The sequence below is a fragment of the Saprospiraceae bacterium genome, from assembly GCA_016710235.1.
Taxonomy (GTDB): Bacteria; Bacteroidota; Bacteroidia; order Chitinophagales; family Saprospiraceae; genus Vicinibacter.
In genome coordinates this window covers 2,494,548-2,513,142 of record JADJLG010000001.1, presented here as the reverse complement: position 1 = coordinate 2,513,142, position 18,595 = coordinate 2,494,548, and the positions used below count along the sequence as shown (strand labels likewise).

Sequence of the window (18,595 nt, the reverse complement as noted above, 5' to 3'; positions counted from 1 at the left end):
CCCCCCTTCAATTTCTTGAAGAGAGGCCATCCCAAAAACCGATTTAACTTATCTCACGTATCGGACTACGTGTTGTCTCCTTTTCGCTACTCGCCGGCTTCCGGATCCTTGGCTTGGGTTGCCTTCGGTCCCACCGGACTAGCTCTGATCGTCGTAGATTACTCTACTACTACCATGCGCTTCGTAGCTGTATGGTTTGTTGCGTCTAACTGATAGTACAGTACGCCGCCGCCATTCAACTCTGATCTCTCGATCTTCTGTGTATTCAAGCCTTTTTGACCTTGGATCTCATACACTCGGATCACTTTACCTGTCACGTCGTAGATGCTCAATTTAACAGATCCTGCTTCCGGTAATCGGTAGCTCACCACTGTCTCCTTGTTGAATGGATTCGGATTGTTCTGATACAACTCGAATACTCCACTCTCTACTACTCCTTGTTCTGTTCTTGCATTCAAGCTCACGCCTTTCACTTCTTCACTAGCTTCGTATGCTTCTGCTGCTGTCACTTCACTTGTGATCGCCAACATGCCGCTTAACTTACCGCTGCGTACGCTGCGGAATACTACTGTGAATAATGTTTCGTCGCTGCCATAACTTGTTCCTGTACCGCTGTTCCAGCTCGTTGTCAAGATTCCTTCGTTCACGCGGTTCGTTCCAAAGTTGGATTCTGTTGTACCCAATACTCCGCTTTCTACTCCTTCAAAGTTCAACATCTCACTGTCAAACTTCAATGTGAACTGGTATCCACTGATGTTGCGGAAATCGCTTGACTTGAAGTTTACTTTGTATACTTCTCCTGCTACCATTTCCTGCTCATCGATTTCCATGCTCAACTTGCCCGATGTCCTCACGCTTCCGCTCATCACGTTGCTCGCTCTGGCATTGCCGTTCAAGTCTCCCATCTTTATCGCTACAAAGTCACTTTGTTTCACTTCTCTCTGCGTGCCAAACACCTCTGTGGCTGTGCGTGGTGCACCCCATGGCTGTGTTGGATCTGCAAATACATAGCTCTTCGGTACAAATGTCCATGATTCTACTGTTGCAAACTTGCTCGTAACTCCCAAGATCAACTTCCTGATCTCGCTGATGTCACTTGCTGTGATCTTGCCATTGTTTGTTACATCTGCTGCAATCAACTTGTATGGGCTTGTGATCACTTCCTGACCTAAGATATGCTTCTGTATCTTCACGATATCTGCTGTCGTTACTCCATTGGATGGATCTTCTGTTCTTGTAGGTTTTACTACATATGTTGTCGCCAACTTCAAGTCGCCAAATGTGTATGGGCTTCCTGTACGCTCTAACATCATATTTCCGTTTTCATACAACTCCATCTTCACCGGATTTGTCACGTCATTGCTTTCTGTTCGCAAATCTCCGTTGATTCTTCCTTTCAAGTCTACTATATCATCACAGATATCCTGATTGTCTTGTACGATGATTACTGTCTTGCAATAGTCTGTATTGCCTTCCAGGTCTTCTACCCACATTTCAACGTCTACGATCAACTCGTCGTTTGCTCCATTTGCTACAAAGTCGCTACAACAGATGGTCTTACTTGTTGCACTTGTATCTCCGTCAAAGTAGAACTTCAATCTGCTCTGTGGTGTACAATTGTCATATGAACCTCTGTCCAAATCTTTTGCCCAGATTGTCACACATCCATTGGCTGGCATTGGTACTGTGATCACTCCTGTCAAACAGTATGGTGTCGGTGCTTTGCAGTCCTTCACTTCAAACAATTCGTCTCTCACTCCGATATTTCCACATCCATCCTCTACGATCCATCTGATCTTGTGGATTCCGATTGGATACGTTCCACTTGCACAGAATGGGCTGTTTGGATTGTCTGCATATGGATTGTGTGTAAACTTCGGCACTTCTCCATTGTCAAACTGACGCTTCGTCAATGAGCCTACTACAAAGTCATAGCCACTGTGTGTGCCTACTCCGTCATTGTACAAGTCGATCTTGTATTCCCAGAATAACCAGTCTAGTGGGCTACAGTTGTCTGTTGCATCTGCACACAACTCGATATGACCTAAACACAAGCCTGTTGTATTGTCTAATACTGCCGGCTCACATGTGTATGGTCGCTGTGTTACCACAGGATCGTCGTTGTCTCTCACCTTGATCACCTGCTGATACTCCCAACGGCCTGTCAGGATGTTTCTGCTTGGATCGTACTGGCACCAGTCGATTACTGTCCACGTCCTGATCACTTTCAAGCACGCATCCGGCTCGATTGTAAATACTTCATCATCATATTCGATTGCGATCAATGCACAGTTGTCGTCTGCATTGTTCATCACTTTCGGTCTGCCCAATCTTGGATTGTCAGGGCTTAAGTCAGCTCCACATCCGTCGATCTCTACTCTTCCCGGTAAGCTCGCGCTGATACAGGTTGGCCATTCGATGTCGTCGTTTGGATCGCAGTAGTCTGCAGGATTCACATAGAATGGATCACAGTCCACTATCCAGATCGTCTGCTGACGGCTCAAGGTTACTCCCGTTGACGTTCTTACTGTGAACGTTCTTGTCAAGACTCCTTGTCCACACTTCACGTTGTCATCGTTTGGTGTCACTGTTACTGTTACGTTACAGCCACCCAACACATATCCATCAAAGCCCCATACCAACTCATACTTGTTGTCCGGATGGGCCGGATTGTACAAGCTGTTGTAGTAGTTACATGCTATGTTTGCTGCAGGTAAATTCGGTGGTACTGCCCCTGCTGATGGGCCAGGATAGTTGTGCAATGTATTTGGCACACAGTATCTCTGACATACCAGGTCGTTTGTTTTCACTTTCGCTCTTACGCTCAAGTCCGTTACGATTCGTCCAAATGTTGGATCCAATGGATCACGCAATTTTTCAAAATCATACCAGAACCAGCAGCTCACTACGATATTCGGTGGCGGCACCAATGTCGGTACTACCTTGTCTTGTACGTCGACTTCTACCATACAGTCGCTGTAGTGACCAAACAAGTCCCCTACAAACTGTAGATTCGGTCCGCTTCTTCCCATTCTGTTCGGATGGATTGGGCCCGTGCCCGGATCTACGTCAAAGACTCTCAACACTACCATGATCGTCTTGCCGGCATCTGCACAGCAGAACTTCGTGAAGTCGTCAAAATATACCTGATTGCCCGGTGCAAATACAGGATCCGGATCATCGTCTCCGTTCAATCCATTACATGCTACTCGGTTGTCTGTCGGTGGAAGGCGTCCGTTGATTGTGCCCAACAACTCTTCCATTCTGATCACTTTGAAATAAATGTGCGGTGAACAGTTGTCAAATGAACCATTGTCCAATGATTCTGCAAATACTTTCGTGATATTTTCTCCAGGGCTACCGCCGCCTACCAAACTCACTACTGTATTCCTGATACACACCGGTACCGGTGGTACATTGTCCAATACATTCAATCTCACAATCTTCTTCGTGATATTGCCACAACAGTCTTCTGCTACGATATATGCATTCTGGATTCCTCTCGGCAAGCCTGTTACTACATATCCACTCTCGTCGTTGCCGATTACTGTTCCGTCTTCTACTTCTACTGTATAGTGTATTTCATTGCTGCAGTTGTCTACCAACCAGGCCGGTGGTACTTCCCAGATTCCTGTACAGCTCCATACATCCATTGTTGCTACTACTGAATCCGGATACAATATTTTCGGTCCTTCTACGTCCGCTACTTTGATCACCTGATTGTGTCCGCCTACTTTGCCTGTACACCAATCCATCACTGTCCACTGTCTCAACACTTTGTAACAGCCTATTGGACCCGCATCACAGCCCGGTTTTGCCAAGTCGATCACGATGTCTTTGTACACTGTTCCAAAATTGCGGCACTGCGTCGCCGGACGACCTGTTCCGTGCCACATCACGTGCGTGTTCGGTCCATAACAGTTCGGATTCAATGCATCCCAGTTCTTGTGTGCAGGATAATATACATCATCAGGACTTGGATGTCCGAAATTCGCATCGTTCACATCGTCGATACAATTCCAGCCCAATACTCTTGGTATCCTTCTTCCTGCTGCTCCTCCTACTCCCAAATAGATGTTTGGTCGGGTAGGATTTGCTCTCCAGTATACGCTGTCCAACAAGTAGCCGTCGATACAAGTATCCGGTGCTACTTCGTGTGGGGTAACGTCTTTGTTCCTGTCGATCTTCGCATCACAAGCCAACATCGCTTTATTGCCCGGTACGCCATCATAGTTTGATGGTGCCAATACGTCGTTCAGGTCGCCTATGCTCACTGTGATCGTCTGTACACAGCTTCCCTTGTTGCCACTGCCATCAATTGCTGTCCAGGTTCTTACTATCCTCTTGTCATAGCCCAATGCACAACTTCCTTGTGTCACATTGTCTCTGTAAGTCAACGTGTAGCTGCTACAGTTCTCGTCTACAACAGGTGTCCCTGTATTTGATGGTAATGTGCTCGCTGTACAACCTATTGTTACGTCAGCAGGACATGTTAATTCCGGTGCTAACTTATCTTCTATTGTGATATGACCCCAGCAGCTGTTGCCTGTCGCAGGATCGATTACTTTTGCTTCATAATTCTTGCCGATATCCTGTGATCCTACCTGACTTCCCGGTACTGCAGGTTGTCTATCAATCAACTGGCCTGTCGTCCAATTCCTGATCTCCACGATATAATCATCATAACATCCGTATGGGCCTCCTTCCAATATATCGTCTGCTCCTATCGTTGCAAAACAATTCTCGTCAAGGCTCACCTGAATATTGTCATTGCATGACAAACTTCTCTTCGGATTGGCATATGCATTTACACAAACGTCAAATGTGCAGTTCGTTACGTTACCTGATGCATCTGAGGCTGTATAACACAAGGTCGTACATCCTATCGGGAAGAAACATCCAGGACCATATGGTGCTCCACATGTCTGTACCAATCTTACACGATTCGATGTTGCTACCGCATATCCGATATGTCCGATCCAGTTTGTGTTTCCAAATCCAAATGATGAGTTCACAAACGGCGCTGTAAATAAGCCTCCTGTGTACGTAGCTCCGTTCACCGGTGTATTTACGTTTGCATCTCCAAAAATACCTGTCGTACAGTCTCCGAATATGGATAAGTATGCACTAGCTTGTCCTGGTGCATGTATATATACACCCCTTGTCTCGCCTGCTGCCATTGTCAAACAACCAATTTTTGAGCTGTCAACAATGATTGGATCACAAGCTTTCAAGGTATCGTATGCTGTTCCCGTTATCAAATTGAATGTATCCTTTGGTCCAGTAAATCCTGCATGGGTTGCTACTCTACTAGCACACAAGGTCCATGCACTCGCTGTTGCTTGTACCGGTGCATATGGGCCGGGTGCTGTACGGTAATAAATATTGTGCGTCACATTCGCAAATGAGAACCAGCCCACTTCCTGAAGATTCAATTGTCCACCTGATGTGTTCACCAAGTCGAACATCACACCCCATGCGCCTGCTCCTCCTGATATCTGCCATGCTGCGTTCGTACGGCATATGTTGCCTACGCGGTTGATGCTGCCAAAATACTGGCCTGCAGGACAGTTGTCCATAGCCATGAATGGCGGTGCATCCCAGCTCACTTCACACTCGCCGGGACCGGCGTTCAAGGTAATAGTCTTTGTAGGGCATGCGGGTACTATTGTCGGTGGAATAGCATCAATTATCGTTACCGAAGAGATACAACTTCCCAAATTATCGCACTCATCATACACATTTAAAGTGACATTATTTACCCCAGCATTAGCACAAGAAAATGTTGAAGGTGAAATTGAATACCTTAAATTAGCCGTCAAGGTACAATTATCAGTAGATCCATTGTCGATCATTGCAGGAGTAATGGTAACATTACCAGAAACATCAATACTTACAGTAATATTTTTACATCTAGCAATAGGGACGACATTATCATTTACAGTAATCAACTGGGTACATGTAGCAAAATTACCACATAAATCTGTTCCCCTATAAGTCCTAGTAATCGTGTATTTATTTGCACATGTTCTGCCTGAAATTACATCTCCAACATGTATAACATTGACTGTGCCACCACAATTATCAGATGCTGTCACTGAAGCAATATTCGGAGCTGGTACTGATGAAGAGCAAGCCACAGTAACCGGAGCAGGGCATGTAACAATAGGTAATGTTAAGTCATTAACGGTTATTATCTGGCTACATCTGGTTGTACCTGCACTATTGCTAGCTGTATAAAATCTATAAATTGTATAACGATTTGCACAAGTTTGGTTGACGATGCTGTCTTTTTGGAAAGCTCGTATAGGTGTATCAGGACAGTCACTTGTTACAATCCTCACTCCATTTGTATCAACCGGAGGAACTTGACTAGCACAAGAAACAGTTACTGGCGCAGGACAACTAATCACAGGCGGATTGCATGCGGCAGGTTCCGCGTTATAGGTAATACAAATTTGCCCATTTCCTGTTTGGGAAACGCTGGCCATAGTGCTTGTCCCTGTATTATAGGAACCACCGCCGCCACCATTTGTTGGCCCATGCCAAGAACCACCGCCGCCTGAGTAGCCGCCACCACCGCCGCCTCCCCAGTTATCACAACATGCACCACCACCGAAACCACCATCTCCAAAACCTGGATCCCAAGGGTAGACCACACCAGCGCCACCATTCACAAATGCCCCTCCGCCTGGAAATCCAAAAGCACAAACTTCTCCATCAGTATAAAATCCTCCTCCATTTCCGGCAGCAGGACCTCCATCAGGACTGTTGGTTGCACCATTTCCAGAAGTACCGCCAATACCAAACAAACTTGGTGAACCCCCTAAATCACTATATCCATCAAAACCGTTTTCTCCAGTGTTTGCATCAATATTAACAGGGGAAAATGGATCACAATATACTGGTTGATACCCACCACCACCACCGGCAACAATCATGGGTATATCAGCGATGGTAGCTACAAAACTACCTCCACCACCGCCACCGCCATTTCCAGCACCAGATCGACCATTTCCTCCTTGTTGGCCAACTAATAATTTTAATTGTTGTCCAGGAGTAACTGCAAAAGTTCCTTTCATCACTGCACCTAAACCACCATTACCAGGACAATCTTCATTTGATCCTCCTTGTGCACCTTTAGCTTCAATTGTGATTGAAGTCACTCCGTCAGGGACAGTCCATGTCTCTATATTTCCAGTATATTCAAAACAATCTGTAGTAGCAGCGCAGGCTATGTCAGCTGTAAGCGTAACTATTTCATCACCGAAACAACTTCCATTTGCGAATCCAGTTACTGTTACCGTATAATTTGAGTTTACAATTTGTGAAATCGAATTCCCATAACGGAATGTACCTGTTCCATCTCTCCATGAATATACTGTAGCACCTGAAGCCGTCACCGTGACATTTGTTCCAGGAGGATTACAAAAATCCGGATCTGCCATAATCGTTAAATTACTTGAGCAGCAGGATGTAAAACAGGTTTTTGAATTAATTGTATTGACCATTAATGTTGCGGGCTGTGGCCCAAAACCTAAACTAAAGTTTATACCTGGTCTTCCACCTAGATGACAATAACTCATGATCGTTCCTCCACCTGCAGGGTATCCAGGTTGAGCACAGCCACCTTCCACTGTAAAACACCCATCAATGGCAGTGTTATTACCATTCCAGAAACAAGCATGTGTATGAGGGGAAGCAATGTTGTGTCCAAATTCGTGGGTGACGACCATCACATTCCAAGAGTAAGTTGGAACTTGAGTAATTGGCGTTGTTAGATTCGCGCTAACTGAAGTTTTATACTCATAAGCTGCCGGGCCGCCATCTGGGTCAGTACCTACAGGTACACACAATACGTTCACCCAAGCAATACCCCCACCTAATCCATGATTTGTCAAAAGTTGAAACAAATTGCCATTCATATAATTATCCGGCAGGCTAAATCCAAAGGAAAGTAAAGCTTCATAAGTCCCTGCTGAATAATTGTTTGGATCACTCCCAGCAGTGGTATATATAAATAATGTGTTTAAATAGATATAAACATCTGCGGTCGCATAAATAGCACCAACATTATTGAGTAGCGCATTTACATAATTTGTCGTATTGGCCAAACTGCTCCCGAAGGCTGTACTATACATATTGAAAGAAACAGCAATACCGAAACCAACACATTTGTCTCCGGGTGCCATTGCATTTTGTGTTTGTATATCATTCAAGCCTGATCCGGGAACTTCAGGTAGTTCGTCTTGTCGACAAGCGAAATCATTGGTAATCAACAAATCACTTTCCTTATAGATCATATACTGGTCAATACCAGTGAATAATGGGTCGTCAAACCTTCCCAGAACTATATTGCCATCCGTTGGAGTAGAAATCACCCCATAGATATCACCATTTTCGAAGAAACTTAAGCCTACTAGACTGGCGTTATCCCCTTCAATAATGCCCCTAAAAAGTGCTCCTGTTTTTACTATAACCTCTCCCAAAGTTGAAGTCGAGACTGTGGTTTCGTCCCCTGCAGCACTGTTGTACAATATTAGGCTTAGAGTTTTACCGTTGAAAGGAATTTTAACTCTGAAAGCACCATTATGTTTCTCAAACAATTTGACATACTCCGTAGGATTTACTTCCAAAATAGTCGATGTGGTCACCTGACCAGGCACTTGTCTACCAGATTGAAGAGTGTTGAATGGAGATACTTCCAGAATACCATCTTCAGCAGTCATCCAGGCATTAGCCTGACGGGCTACAGAATGAATACTTTGATTAAATGAGGTGTAAGGATGAAAAAGTGCAATAACACTAAAGCACAATAATGCTAATCGCTTCGCCAGCATGGGATTGAGTTTTGGTTTAAAAAAAAATCAAATTGAAACTTTGGATTGCTTCGTCCGCAAGTATTCAATTTCAGTTAGGGGCAAAGATAAGCCTCAATTGTAAATAACCAAAGATTTTAAATGAAAAATTAGAATTTTCTTCGGTATTCAAAGGAATCATGCCAAACTAATGCTCAGCGCCAAAGGAATTAGTTTGATATTATATTTTGATAAAAACAAATTTTTTAAAATATATTGTATGTTTAAAAATCACAATCCAATATAGAAATAATGCGATGTTCAATTTTACAGATTCTATTCCCCAGTTGTTTGGTCCGTTCATTCTTGCAAAATAATTCGAATAAAAAATTGAATAAGCCAAATTATTCAAAAAATTGCTGATACATCCTTTAAAAAAATTAATGGGTAGTATGCATAAAATAAAAGGCCGCTCGAAAACGGCCTTTTACTCTAAACCCATTAAAATAATGATTCTTAGAAAATGTATCTCACTCCCAATCTTCCCTGAAAACGGCTGGAAAAGTTGCTAATTTCTTGTGTCTCTTTTCCATACTCTGATCCTCCTCGATATGAGAACGTAGGTTTGCTCACTTTATTTCCATTATTTGGATCTGCAACCAATTTTTCAAATCGGTACAAACCATAATAATTGAACTGGTCACCTGAGAATCCCGGAACATAGTATCTGGCTCCCCATTTTGGATTGAGTAAGTTAGCTAAATTGAAAACATCAAATGAGAATTGCAATTTATGAACTCTGTTATTGATTTTCATACCCAGATCTTGGCGCAGGGCCAAATCAAAATAGTTGGTAAACAAACCAAGATTGCTATTTTTTTCAACATATTCACCTCTATGTTTGCTCAAATAAGGGTCTGAATCAATATACTTGTTCAAATTATCCCATTGTGTTGCAGCTGAGATTGTATTCCCTTTTGCGTCCTTATAATCTACCAATGTGATATCGTTCTGATCGATTGGAACGTATACCAAGCTTCTATTTCTACCTGTACTTCCTGTTTCGCCATTCGGATTAGATGCATTATCTATCAAATAGGAATATGCCTGGTTGTTGTGGCCATCGTAAAACAGCGTAATGCTAGTATTGTATAAAGATTTTTTAGCCCAGTTGATCACATAACCAAGATTTGCCATCACTCTGTGGCCTATAGCATAGTCTGATCGGCCAAAATCTGGATTATTTCTTCCGTCAACGTTCACTTGGCCTCTCCACTGGCTTGAATTCTGAGAAGAAGAACCATCACTTAAGGAAAATGCATCGCCAAATGTATAAGATACGCTACCGCTTAATCCATTATGAAATCTCTTTGACAATGATGAAGTAATAGAATATGTACTTCCTTTGGATGTATTTGAAGCCAAATAAATTGCCGAATAATTACTTACTATACTTTTGTTAGCATATACTGTTCTGTCGTCTCCACCGCCGGACCAAGGTCCATTTGCACTCTTTGCAGTGTCAGAGTTGATATTTGTATATACTATATTATTAAGCGTTTTGGACAATATGCCTTCTATGGACAAATTTGCATTTCCAGGTAGTTTTATGTCCAAACCAAGATTAGATCTCAATACTTGAGGATATTTAAATCCACTTACGAACAAATCTACCGATCCACTTGGGACTTTGAAATTTGGATTCGTGTATTGTTTCTCTACACCGGGTTCAAACTTAACCCCTCCAGGTATGTCTCTTTGAGAAACTGTACCGATGGTAAGACCATTGTTATTGAACATTCCACCTGGCCAAACGAACGGCACACGGCTTGTAAATACTCCAATTCCTCCTCTCAAAGTATGTTTGGCTTCTTCACATAACTGGTACGTAAATCCCAATCGAGGTGACCACATCAACTGAGCATCTGGTGCATTGCCCACTTTTACATCTTTTGCTTTATCGTAATAAGTTTCAATCTTTGAGATTGCTGTATTCTGCAGGAAGGTATCTAACTTAGGATTTGAAGTAATAATTGGTACATCCAATCTCAATCCCGCAGTAAGAGAAAATCTATTATTGATGGCAATTTCATCTTGCAAATAAAAACCCAATTGCATCGCATTGAATTCCGCAGCAGCAGAAGTCTCATCTCCTGTCAGATTGTCTACTAGTGAATAAGATCTATTATATACACTTGCATTCAGATTATTCATAAATGCTGATAAAGAATCAAATGTATATGAACCATAATTTTGACCCACAAAAACATTTCTGATATCATAGAATTCATTATGTGTCCCAAGCGTAAAAGTGTGTTTTCCTCTATATATTTTGAAATTATCAGTTAAAGTAAAAATCTTTTGATCCAGCACATTTGCAGTTGAAAACTCTTCAGTACCAAAAATGATAGTGCCTGCACCATCTCGGATCCTTACATATGGAAATGGGTTTCCGATGGCGTCTCTGTCATCATTTACATTTGTATATCCCAATATCAAATTATTACTAAATCTGCTTCCAAATCTACTGTTCAGCTCGAGTGCGGAACTGTTTGTCGTGCTTGGAAAATAAACTCCATTATTCGAAAAATTTATGGTACTTGATGAACCTACATTTCGATCATATTGCTCAGCTTTCGTATAGCTATGGCGCAGGGTGAGGCGATTTGAATTATTGATGTTCCAGTCAATTTTTCCAAAAAGCTTTAAGCCATCTAGATCGTCGCTAGCATTTCCAAAATTCCCCGGATCATAACCATAATCGTTGATGAGCTTATTCTTCAACTCTTGCACTTTCGTCTGATCGCTATTTCCCTTGTATGTGCTATAATCGAACAAAATTGGTGTTTCGTCCTTTTGTATCTCTGCATTTATAAAATAAAATAATTTGTTCTTTTTGATTGGCCCTCCAAGTGAAGCACCATAAGTAGACTTTGTAAAATCTGCAACTCTGGCTCTCGCTGAATCTGCAATACCATATCGTTCAGCATAGGTTTTGTTTGTTTTGCCTACGAGATTTTCATTTTGCAGAAAATAATAGGCAGTTCCTTCAGTCCTGTTTGTGCCGGATTTTGTAACCGCACTAATACCTGCACCTGCAAAACCTCCATAAGATACATCATAAGGAGATAAGATCACTTGAACCTGATCAATGATATCCATTGAAAATGGACTTATTCCTGTCTGTCCTCCGTTAGTCCCACTAGCTGCCAAGCCGAAAACATCATTATTGACTGCACCGTCAATATAGATAGCATTATAACGGTTGTTTGTCCCTGCGAAAGAACTTGCATCACCAAAAGAAGCCGATTGAGGTGTCAGCCTAGTAAAATCTTTAATGTCTCTGTTCAGAGTAGGCATATTTGCGATGTTCTCGCTGGTTACCTGTGTACCGGCGCCTGAGGTCTCTCCAACATTTCCAGAAACACCAACCACCTCTACAGTGGAGAGTTCGGTTACTTTTTCTATTAAACTGGCACTCATCTTCTTATTCTCCCCTAAGCGTATATCCACATTATCATACTGCTGTGAACCATAGCCTATCATAGAAAAAACTATGCGATAAGGATTACCAACTCTCATATTGGAAATATTGTAAATTCCACTCGGGTCAGTGAATGTTGAATAAGAAGTACCGGATGGAATATGTATGGCTTGGATAACCGCACCATCAATAGGTTGATTGTTTTGATCTGTAATTTTACCGGAAAGCTGACCGGAGGTGACTCCTTGTCCAAAGGAAAAGCTTGCCATAAAAATCACTGCCAAAAGCGTCCATAATGCTTTTAGGTCAATGCAAAATTCGTTTTTTTTCATAAAGTTTTGTTTAAAATGGAATGGATTGTATCGGCAAAGCTACAAATCTAAAATCATATGAAAAAGATACCTATATAAAACTTTACAATATGTTCATGTTGCGAGCCAGCTTTGTGCTGACTTTCTAATATCTAGCCCTCCAAATGAACCTGACCCTAGAAATAAAATGATATCATAATTCTGAATCACCTCTTCTATCTTTTTGAGCAGCTGATCTTTTGTATAGCAAATTTCAATATCTGAGCGACCAAAAGCTGAAATGATTTGGTCATTTTTCAACAAAGCCATTCTTTTGATTTGAACAGCAAGCTCATCTATAAATAAAATCACATGATCTGCAGAGGTTGTGGTGGAATGATATTGGTCAATAAATTCGCTATTGAGCGAGCTATAAGTATGCAATTCCAGGATTACCAATAAGCTGCGCCCTCTAAATTTTTCAGACACAGCAAGTATGGTAGCCTTAACTTTACTGGGAGAATGTGCAAAATCCAGGTAAAGCCTTTTGTCAAGCTCCCGGTGTATTAATTCCAGTCGTTTTGCAGCTCCTTTAAAATCTTCGATTGCTTTTCCAAAATTTTCTTTGGAAATCCCCAAACAATGACAGACTTGCAGCACAGCTGCCAAGTTCTGCAAGTTATGGCGTCCAAAAATTTGAAGCGGGTATTCATTTCCTTCAAGCTGCAGTATAGTTTCATGTTCCCTATCAATTGAATCCAATGTGTTATAGGGTACAAGCTGTAAATCACTTTGTCTTTCTTCAACCAGGGAGGACAAATGATGATCCCCCTCAAAATATATCAATGTCGCCCCTACCGGCAAACTCGAAATAAAAGATCGAAAGGCACCAACATATGATTCCCATGTAGGAAAAACATTGAAATGATCCCAAGCCAATCCAGTAATTACTGCTATTTGAGGATGATAATGGAGAATCTTAGGCCTTAAATCCAAACAAGAAGAAAGATACTCATCACCTTCCAAAACACTCAACCCTGCATCAGAAAATCGCACCATCGTTTCAAAACCATTGAGCTGCGCTCCAATCAGATAATCAAAATCAAATCGCAATTTCCGGAGCACATGCATTAACATTGCTGTCGTACTAGTCTTTCCGTGTGAGCCGGCAATCACGACCCTTTGTTTGTGCTTATACATTTCAAAACAATATTCCGGAAACGACATAATCCGCAGTCCCAATTCCTGTGCTCTCTTCAACTCAGGATTGTCCGATTTCGCATGCATTCCCAGGATAACTACATCTGCATCAGGGCTTATAATATCAGGATTCCAGCCTTCAGAATGCGGCAAAAGTCCAGCAGCATTCAACCTACTTGCAGCCGGTTCATAGATTTGGTCATCTGACCCTGTCACCTGATGACCCAATGCATGTAAAGCCAAGGCCAAATTATGCATCACACTACCTCCTATTGCGATCAAATGTATTCTAGCCATGTAGAATTTGTTAAAATATTACTATTTTCGCCAAACATAACACCATTTCATTGAAATAAATTAATTTTGCTGTACGTTTCATTTCAAGTTATCACTTAAATGTCAATAAATATGAAGAAGAAGAATTTTTCCCTGCTCACTTTAGGAGTTGCTTTCGTGGCCCTTGCGGGATTGAGTTCATGCAGTCGTGGCTATGGATGTCCTTACGACTTTTCTTTGACACAAGATATTTACATTTGTTGTAAAACGGTATTGAGTGAATTGTTTAGATTGATATAATTCTAAAGTAAAGAAATAAAAATCTAAACCGGCCTTCTTTGATCGCCGGTTTTTTCATTTATGGTCAAACCTACGGCTATTTTGACAAGAGATGGATCAACAACATTGCTTGATCCATGTACAGGTTCGACATATCATTCAATCCATGGAGCACTCACATAATCCAAGCTAATTTACATAACGTACGGCTTGAATCATATGGCCAAGCTCCAAGATGATCAAATTCACATACTTGAATTGGGCTTTGGTACTGGGATCAATGCATGGCTGAGTTGGATCACTTCCGAGGAGAAACAATTTCATATCCATTATACCACTGTTGATAAATTTCCACTTGAAGAAGACGTATGGAACGATTTGCCATATTGTAATCCAACCCTATATCTGGGCTCACAAAAATTTCATGCTATCCATTCCGTTCCGTGGAATCAGAATGTCCAGCTGGATGATCATTTTGGATTGAAGAAAATTTATGCTGATTGGCAAAATTATCAACAACTGGCGGGCTCGATGGATGTGGTGTTTTATGATGCCTTTGGGCCGGGCTCACAGAGTGAATTATGGAGTCAGGCCTCTCTTCAAAAATCGTACGATGCTCTGAAAGAAGGCGGGATCTGGCTAAGCTATTGTGCGCAAGGAGAGGTTAAAAGAAAGCTAAGAAACATTGGTTTTCAACTTGAACCTTTACCTGGTCCCCCTGGAAAAAGAGAGGTGACCAGAGCAATAAAAACGGCAAAAAACATATTATAAATCATTAGCATTATTCATATAACTTTGTCTTTGGAATTCAGAGCAAATTTCAAAATCAAAAATAAATTCGTTGTGGAAATAACTAAAATATTATTTCTGCACAACAAGAAAAGAAAATAAACAATACAAATTAAATGAAATCTACAATTTTAGGTGTTGGTTCTCGTGTAAAGCATCCTGCATTTGGAGACGGAGTCATTATATCCGTTGAAAATATAGCATATCAAGTTTGCTTCACACAATTTGGCATAAAATCGGTTGGTAAAGACTATCAATCCTGGGAAGTAATAGAGGCGATAGAAATGTCAGAAAATGTAAGTTTTAATGATATGGAAAGATCTCTTGCAAAAATTTTACATGCATGGTCTGATATTTCAGAAATTGTGCCTATTGGCGATAAATGGAAAGGTGGAGTTTTGATCCTTAAGCCAGGAGAAGTTGGTCTGAAAGAAAAAGAAATTCCAATTGATAATTTTTTTCATAAAATAACTATGGTCAGGGATCGACTTCGGGTAATGGAACAAAGAATCAATGCGAGTAAATTAGATGAAGATGATAAAATCAATTTACAACAATATATAACAAGAATTTATGGCAGCTTGACAACTTTCAATATTTTGTTTAAAAATAAAGAACAACAATTTGTTGGTGAAAAATCTGATTCATGATTGTTTCGAAAAATTTACTTTATTCAACTTTTTTTATTGGATTTGTACTCATCGAATTATCTTGTGTCCGCATCCAAAATCCCTATACAGGAATAGCACCCGGAATTTGGAGAGGCAAACTCATTTTGCAAGATTACAGGCAAATGATAGTAACTAAAGGAAAGGACGAAGAAGTCACACGGGATGTAAGTGATAGTAAACAACAATTTTTTATTCCATTCAAATTTTCCATTGGTTACAATAAAGATTCGAGCGCATTCATGACGATTTACAACGGTGACGAGCAGCTTGTATATTCTGACTTGCACACGGGTAGAAATCGAAAAACAGGAGATGACACCTTCCATATTGAATTGGCTCCTTATGATGCTTTTCTTAATGGCATTTTTGAGCAAAATAAAATGAAAGGATTTTTTGTAGTGCGCGATAAAAAAAACTACCATATTCCATTTGAAGCGAGATATTCTGAAGACTTTCTTTTTAGCAAACTGCCTGAAAAAGCAGAAGTAGATATTAATGGGGAATGGCAAGTAGTTTTTAAAGATAGCACCGGAGACAAATTTGATGCAATAGGAGAATTTGTACAACTTTCAACAGACGCCAAAGGTACTTTTCGAACAGAGACCGGGGATTTTGGTTTTCTTGGTGGGGAAGTCAAGGGCAATCATGTGAGACTTTCAGGATTCAATGGAGGCCATGCCTTTTTGTTTGATGCTGAAGTGACGGAAGATAGCATGTACGGAAAATTTTATTCAGGGGTCCATTATAGTGCAGATTTTCATGGACATAAAACACGAAACGGAACTTTGAAAAATCCTGATTCAATCGCTCAAAAGATTTCTGATATGCCAGTAAATTTCAAGCTTTTAAATCCGGAAGGACAATGGATTTCAATTTACGATAAAAAATATGAAAACACAATAAAAATATTGCAAATAACAGGATCCTGGTGTCCAAACTGCAGAGATGAGTCCACATTTCTTAAGGAGTATTTAGCGAATCACCAGGATTACAATATTCAAGTAATTGGATTAGCATTTGAAAGACACAAGGATCAAAACCTTGCTTTGCAAAGAATTGCTTCCTATAAAAAGCAGCTCGACCTACCATATGAAATCCTTCTGGCAGGTCCGGCTAATAGAGATTCCGCTTCTGCACTATTTCCTCAAATTGATGAGATAAAAGCATTTCCGACAATGATCATCCTAGATTCCAAAAATAAGATCAGAAAGATTCATACCGGTTTTGATGGACCGGCAACTTCAAAATATCAATCTTTCAAAGATGAATTTAATGAAACGATCCATTTCTTAAAACAAGAAAAAGAATAACTCAAGTAAGGTAGTCATGAAAACTGTTCTCATCACAGGAGCAAGCTCCGGCATCGGTAAAGCTACTGCATCATTGCTAGCATCAAAAAAAGAATACAGACTAATATTGTGCGGAAGACGAAAAGAAAAGCTGATTCATTTAAGTCAAGAACTCAATTCTCGCTTTGAATGTGAAAACCTTATATTGGATTTTGATATTCGGGATAAAGATGCTGTAGAAAGTGCAATAGTAAGTATCCCTGATCAGTTTGGAAAGATAGATATTTTGGTGAATAACGCCGGTCTTGCCCTTGGTCTGGATAGCATAGAAGAAGGTAATACCGAACATTGGGATACCATGATCGATACCAATGTGAAAGGATTGCTGTACATCTCCAAATTTGTAAGTCAAATTATGAAGACTAATTTATCCGGCCACATCATCAATATCGGCAGTACAGCCGGTAAGGAGGCGTATCCAAAAGGTAATGCCTATTGTGCCAGCAAATTTGCCGTTGATGGATTGACTAAAGCCATGAGGATGGATTTGTTCAGCTACAATATCAAAGTCAGCCAAATTGCTCCAGGACATGTGGAAAACACAGAATTTGCAATCACAAGATTTGAAGGTGATGCCCAAAGAGCAAAAATTTATGAAGATTTCACTCCTCTCCAACCTGCGGATGTAGCAGATACAATTGAATTCATCATAACGAGACCTCCGCATGTCATGGTACATGATGTTGTTTTGACCAGTACTCAACAAGCTTCGGCAATCATGATCGATCGTACAGGCAGGAAATACAGCTTAGATCAAGTATAGATTTCAAATTGGAGTCATGCCCAAATTTTATTACAAAGCACAGTTAATCAAGCAATACAAATATTATGCTTTTCACAAACCTTATGGAGTGCTTTCTCAGTTTTCAGAAGAGCGAGAAGGGGATCTTACCATAGGCAAATACTTCAACTTTCCTCCTGATGTCTATCCTTGTGGAAGATTAGATAAGGACAGCGAAGGACTTTTATTACTCACAAATGACTTGATTTTTAAACAAAAAATAATGGAACCCAAAAATCATGTCTGCAAACAATACTTGTGTCAGCTCGAAGGCATTATTGATTCGTCCACATGTCAAATTTTGGAATCGGAAGTTTTTATCTCGGTAAATGGAAAGCGCTATCGAACCAAAGCAATATCTGCCGATATCTCCAATTGTCCAAAGACAATTCAAGATCGACAGCCACCTGTACGATACCGCAAAACCATTCCGGATTCATGGCTCATGATCACCATTGATGAAGGCAAAAACAGACAGGTGCGGAAGATGTTGGCCTCTGTAGGTTATCCTGTCCTGAGACTGATCAGGTGGCAAATAGCAGAATTGAAATTACATTTTCCGGTAGGAAGCGTCATCGAAATAGATCCTGCGCAAGTACTGCCACATTGATTTATCCACATTCAGGCGGATTTTATCTATTGAAATCGACCATAGGTCTTAAATGACTTGCTTTCATA

General features: G+C 40.9%; 9 protein-coding genes. 6 read left to right on the top strand and 3 right to left on the bottom strand.

The features are described 5' to 3' along the window. Positions 1–158 precede the first annotated feature (158 nt). The 3 genes from IPI99_10080 to IPI99_10070 form a co-directional block, all read right to left on the bottom strand. A complete protein-coding gene (locus IPI99_10080; GenBank protein ID MBK7340863.1) occupies positions 159–8,840 on the bottom strand; it encodes a T9SS type A sorting domain-containing protein in 8,682 nt (2,893 codons plus the stop codon). Between the two features lie 474 nt (positions 8,841–9,314). Beyond that, entirely contained in the window at positions 9,315–12,614 is a 3,300-nt protein-coding gene (locus tag IPI99_10075; protein ID MBK7340862.1) for a TonB-dependent receptor, read from the bottom strand. Positions 12,615–12,707: 93 nt separating this feature from the next. Then, positions 12,708–14,069, bottom strand: a complete 1,362-nt coding sequence (locus IPI99_10070) for a peptidoglycan synthetase (protein ID MBK7340861.1) — start codon at positions 14,067–14,069, stop codon at positions 12,708–12,710. A 111-nt stretch (positions 14,070–14,180) separates the two neighbouring features. On the opposite strand from IPI99_10070, the gene IPI99_10065 reads away from it, so the two are divergent. The 6 genes from IPI99_10065 to IPI99_10040 all read left to right on the top strand — a co-directional run bounded on the left by IPI99_10065 (position 14,181) and on the right by IPI99_10040 (position 18,527). Then, positions 14,181–14,348 carry a hypothetical protein gene (locus tag IPI99_10065; GenBank protein ID MBK7340860.1) on the top strand — a complete coding sequence of 56 codons (168 nt, stop codon included), beginning with the start codon at positions 14,181–14,183 and terminating at the stop codon, positions 14,346–14,348. A gap of 198 nt (positions 14,349–14,546) precedes the next feature. Further along, a complete protein-coding gene (gene mnmD, locus IPI99_10060) occupies positions 14,547–15,098 on the top strand; it encodes a tRNA (5-methylaminomethyl-2-thiouridine)(34)-methyltransferase MnmD (GenBank protein MBK7340859.1) in 552 nt (183 codons plus the stop codon). Positions 15,099–15,232: 134 nt separating this feature from the next. Then, the gene (locus IPI99_10055) at positions 15,233–15,766 is read left to right on the top strand and encodes a hypothetical protein (GenBank protein MBK7340858.1); all 534 of its coding nucleotides are present in this window, start codon (positions 15,233–15,235) and stop codon (positions 15,764–15,766) included. Further along, entirely contained in the window at positions 15,763–17,097 is a 1,335-nt protein-coding gene (locus IPI99_10050) for a TlpA family protein disulfide reductase (GenBank protein ID MBK7340857.1), read from the top strand. The genes IPI99_10055 and IPI99_10050 overlap by 4 nt, the downstream gene beginning before the upstream one ends. A gap of 16 nt (positions 17,098–17,113) precedes the next feature. Then, positions 17,114–17,899 carry an SDR family NAD(P)-dependent oxidoreductase gene (locus IPI99_10045; protein MBK7340856.1) on the top strand — a complete coding sequence of 262 codons (786 nt, stop codon included), beginning with the start codon at positions 17,114–17,116 and terminating at the stop codon, positions 17,897–17,899. A 16-nt stretch (positions 17,900–17,915) separates the two neighbouring features. Next, complete coding sequence (locus tag IPI99_10040) at positions 17,916–18,527, top strand: pseudouridine synthase (protein ID MBK7340855.1); 612 nt, start codon at positions 17,916–17,918, stop codon at positions 18,525–18,527. Positions 18,528–18,595: the final 68 nt, after the last annotated feature.

Bases quoted from the DNA above. Each gene is read 5' to 3' on its own strand.
- mnmD (MBK7340859.1), top strand. From the start codon at position 14,547: ATGGCCAAGCTCCAAGATGATCAAATTCACATACTTGAATTGGGCTTT.
- IPI99_10040 (MBK7340855.1), top strand. From the start codon at position 17,916: ATGCCCAAATTTTATTACAAAGCACAGTTAATCAAGCAATACAAATAT.
- IPI99_10070 (MBK7340861.1), bottom strand. From the start codon at position 14,069: ATGGCTAGAATACATTTGATCGCAATAGGAGGTAGTGTGATGCATAAT.
- IPI99_10065 (MBK7340860.1), top strand. From the start codon at position 14,181: ATGAAGAAGAAGAATTTTTCCCTGCTCACTTTAGGAGTTGCTTTCGTG.
- IPI99_10050 (MBK7340857.1), top strand. From the start codon at position 15,763: ATGATTGTTTCGAAAAATTTACTTTATTCAACTTTTTTTATTGGATTT.
- IPI99_10080 (MBK7340863.1), bottom strand. From the start codon at position 8,840: ATGCTGGCGAAGCGATTAGCATTATTGTGCTTTAGTGTTATTGCACTT.
- IPI99_10075 (MBK7340862.1), bottom strand. From the start codon at position 12,614: ATGAAAAAAAACGAATTTTGCATTGACCTAAAAGCATTATGGACGCTT.
- IPI99_10055 (MBK7340858.1), top strand. From the start codon at position 15,233: ATGAAATCTACAATTTTAGGTGTTGGTTCTCGTGTAAAGCATCCTGCA.
- IPI99_10045 (MBK7340856.1), top strand. From the start codon at position 17,114: ATGAAAACTGTTCTCATCACAGGAGCAAGCTCCGGCATCGGTAAAGCT.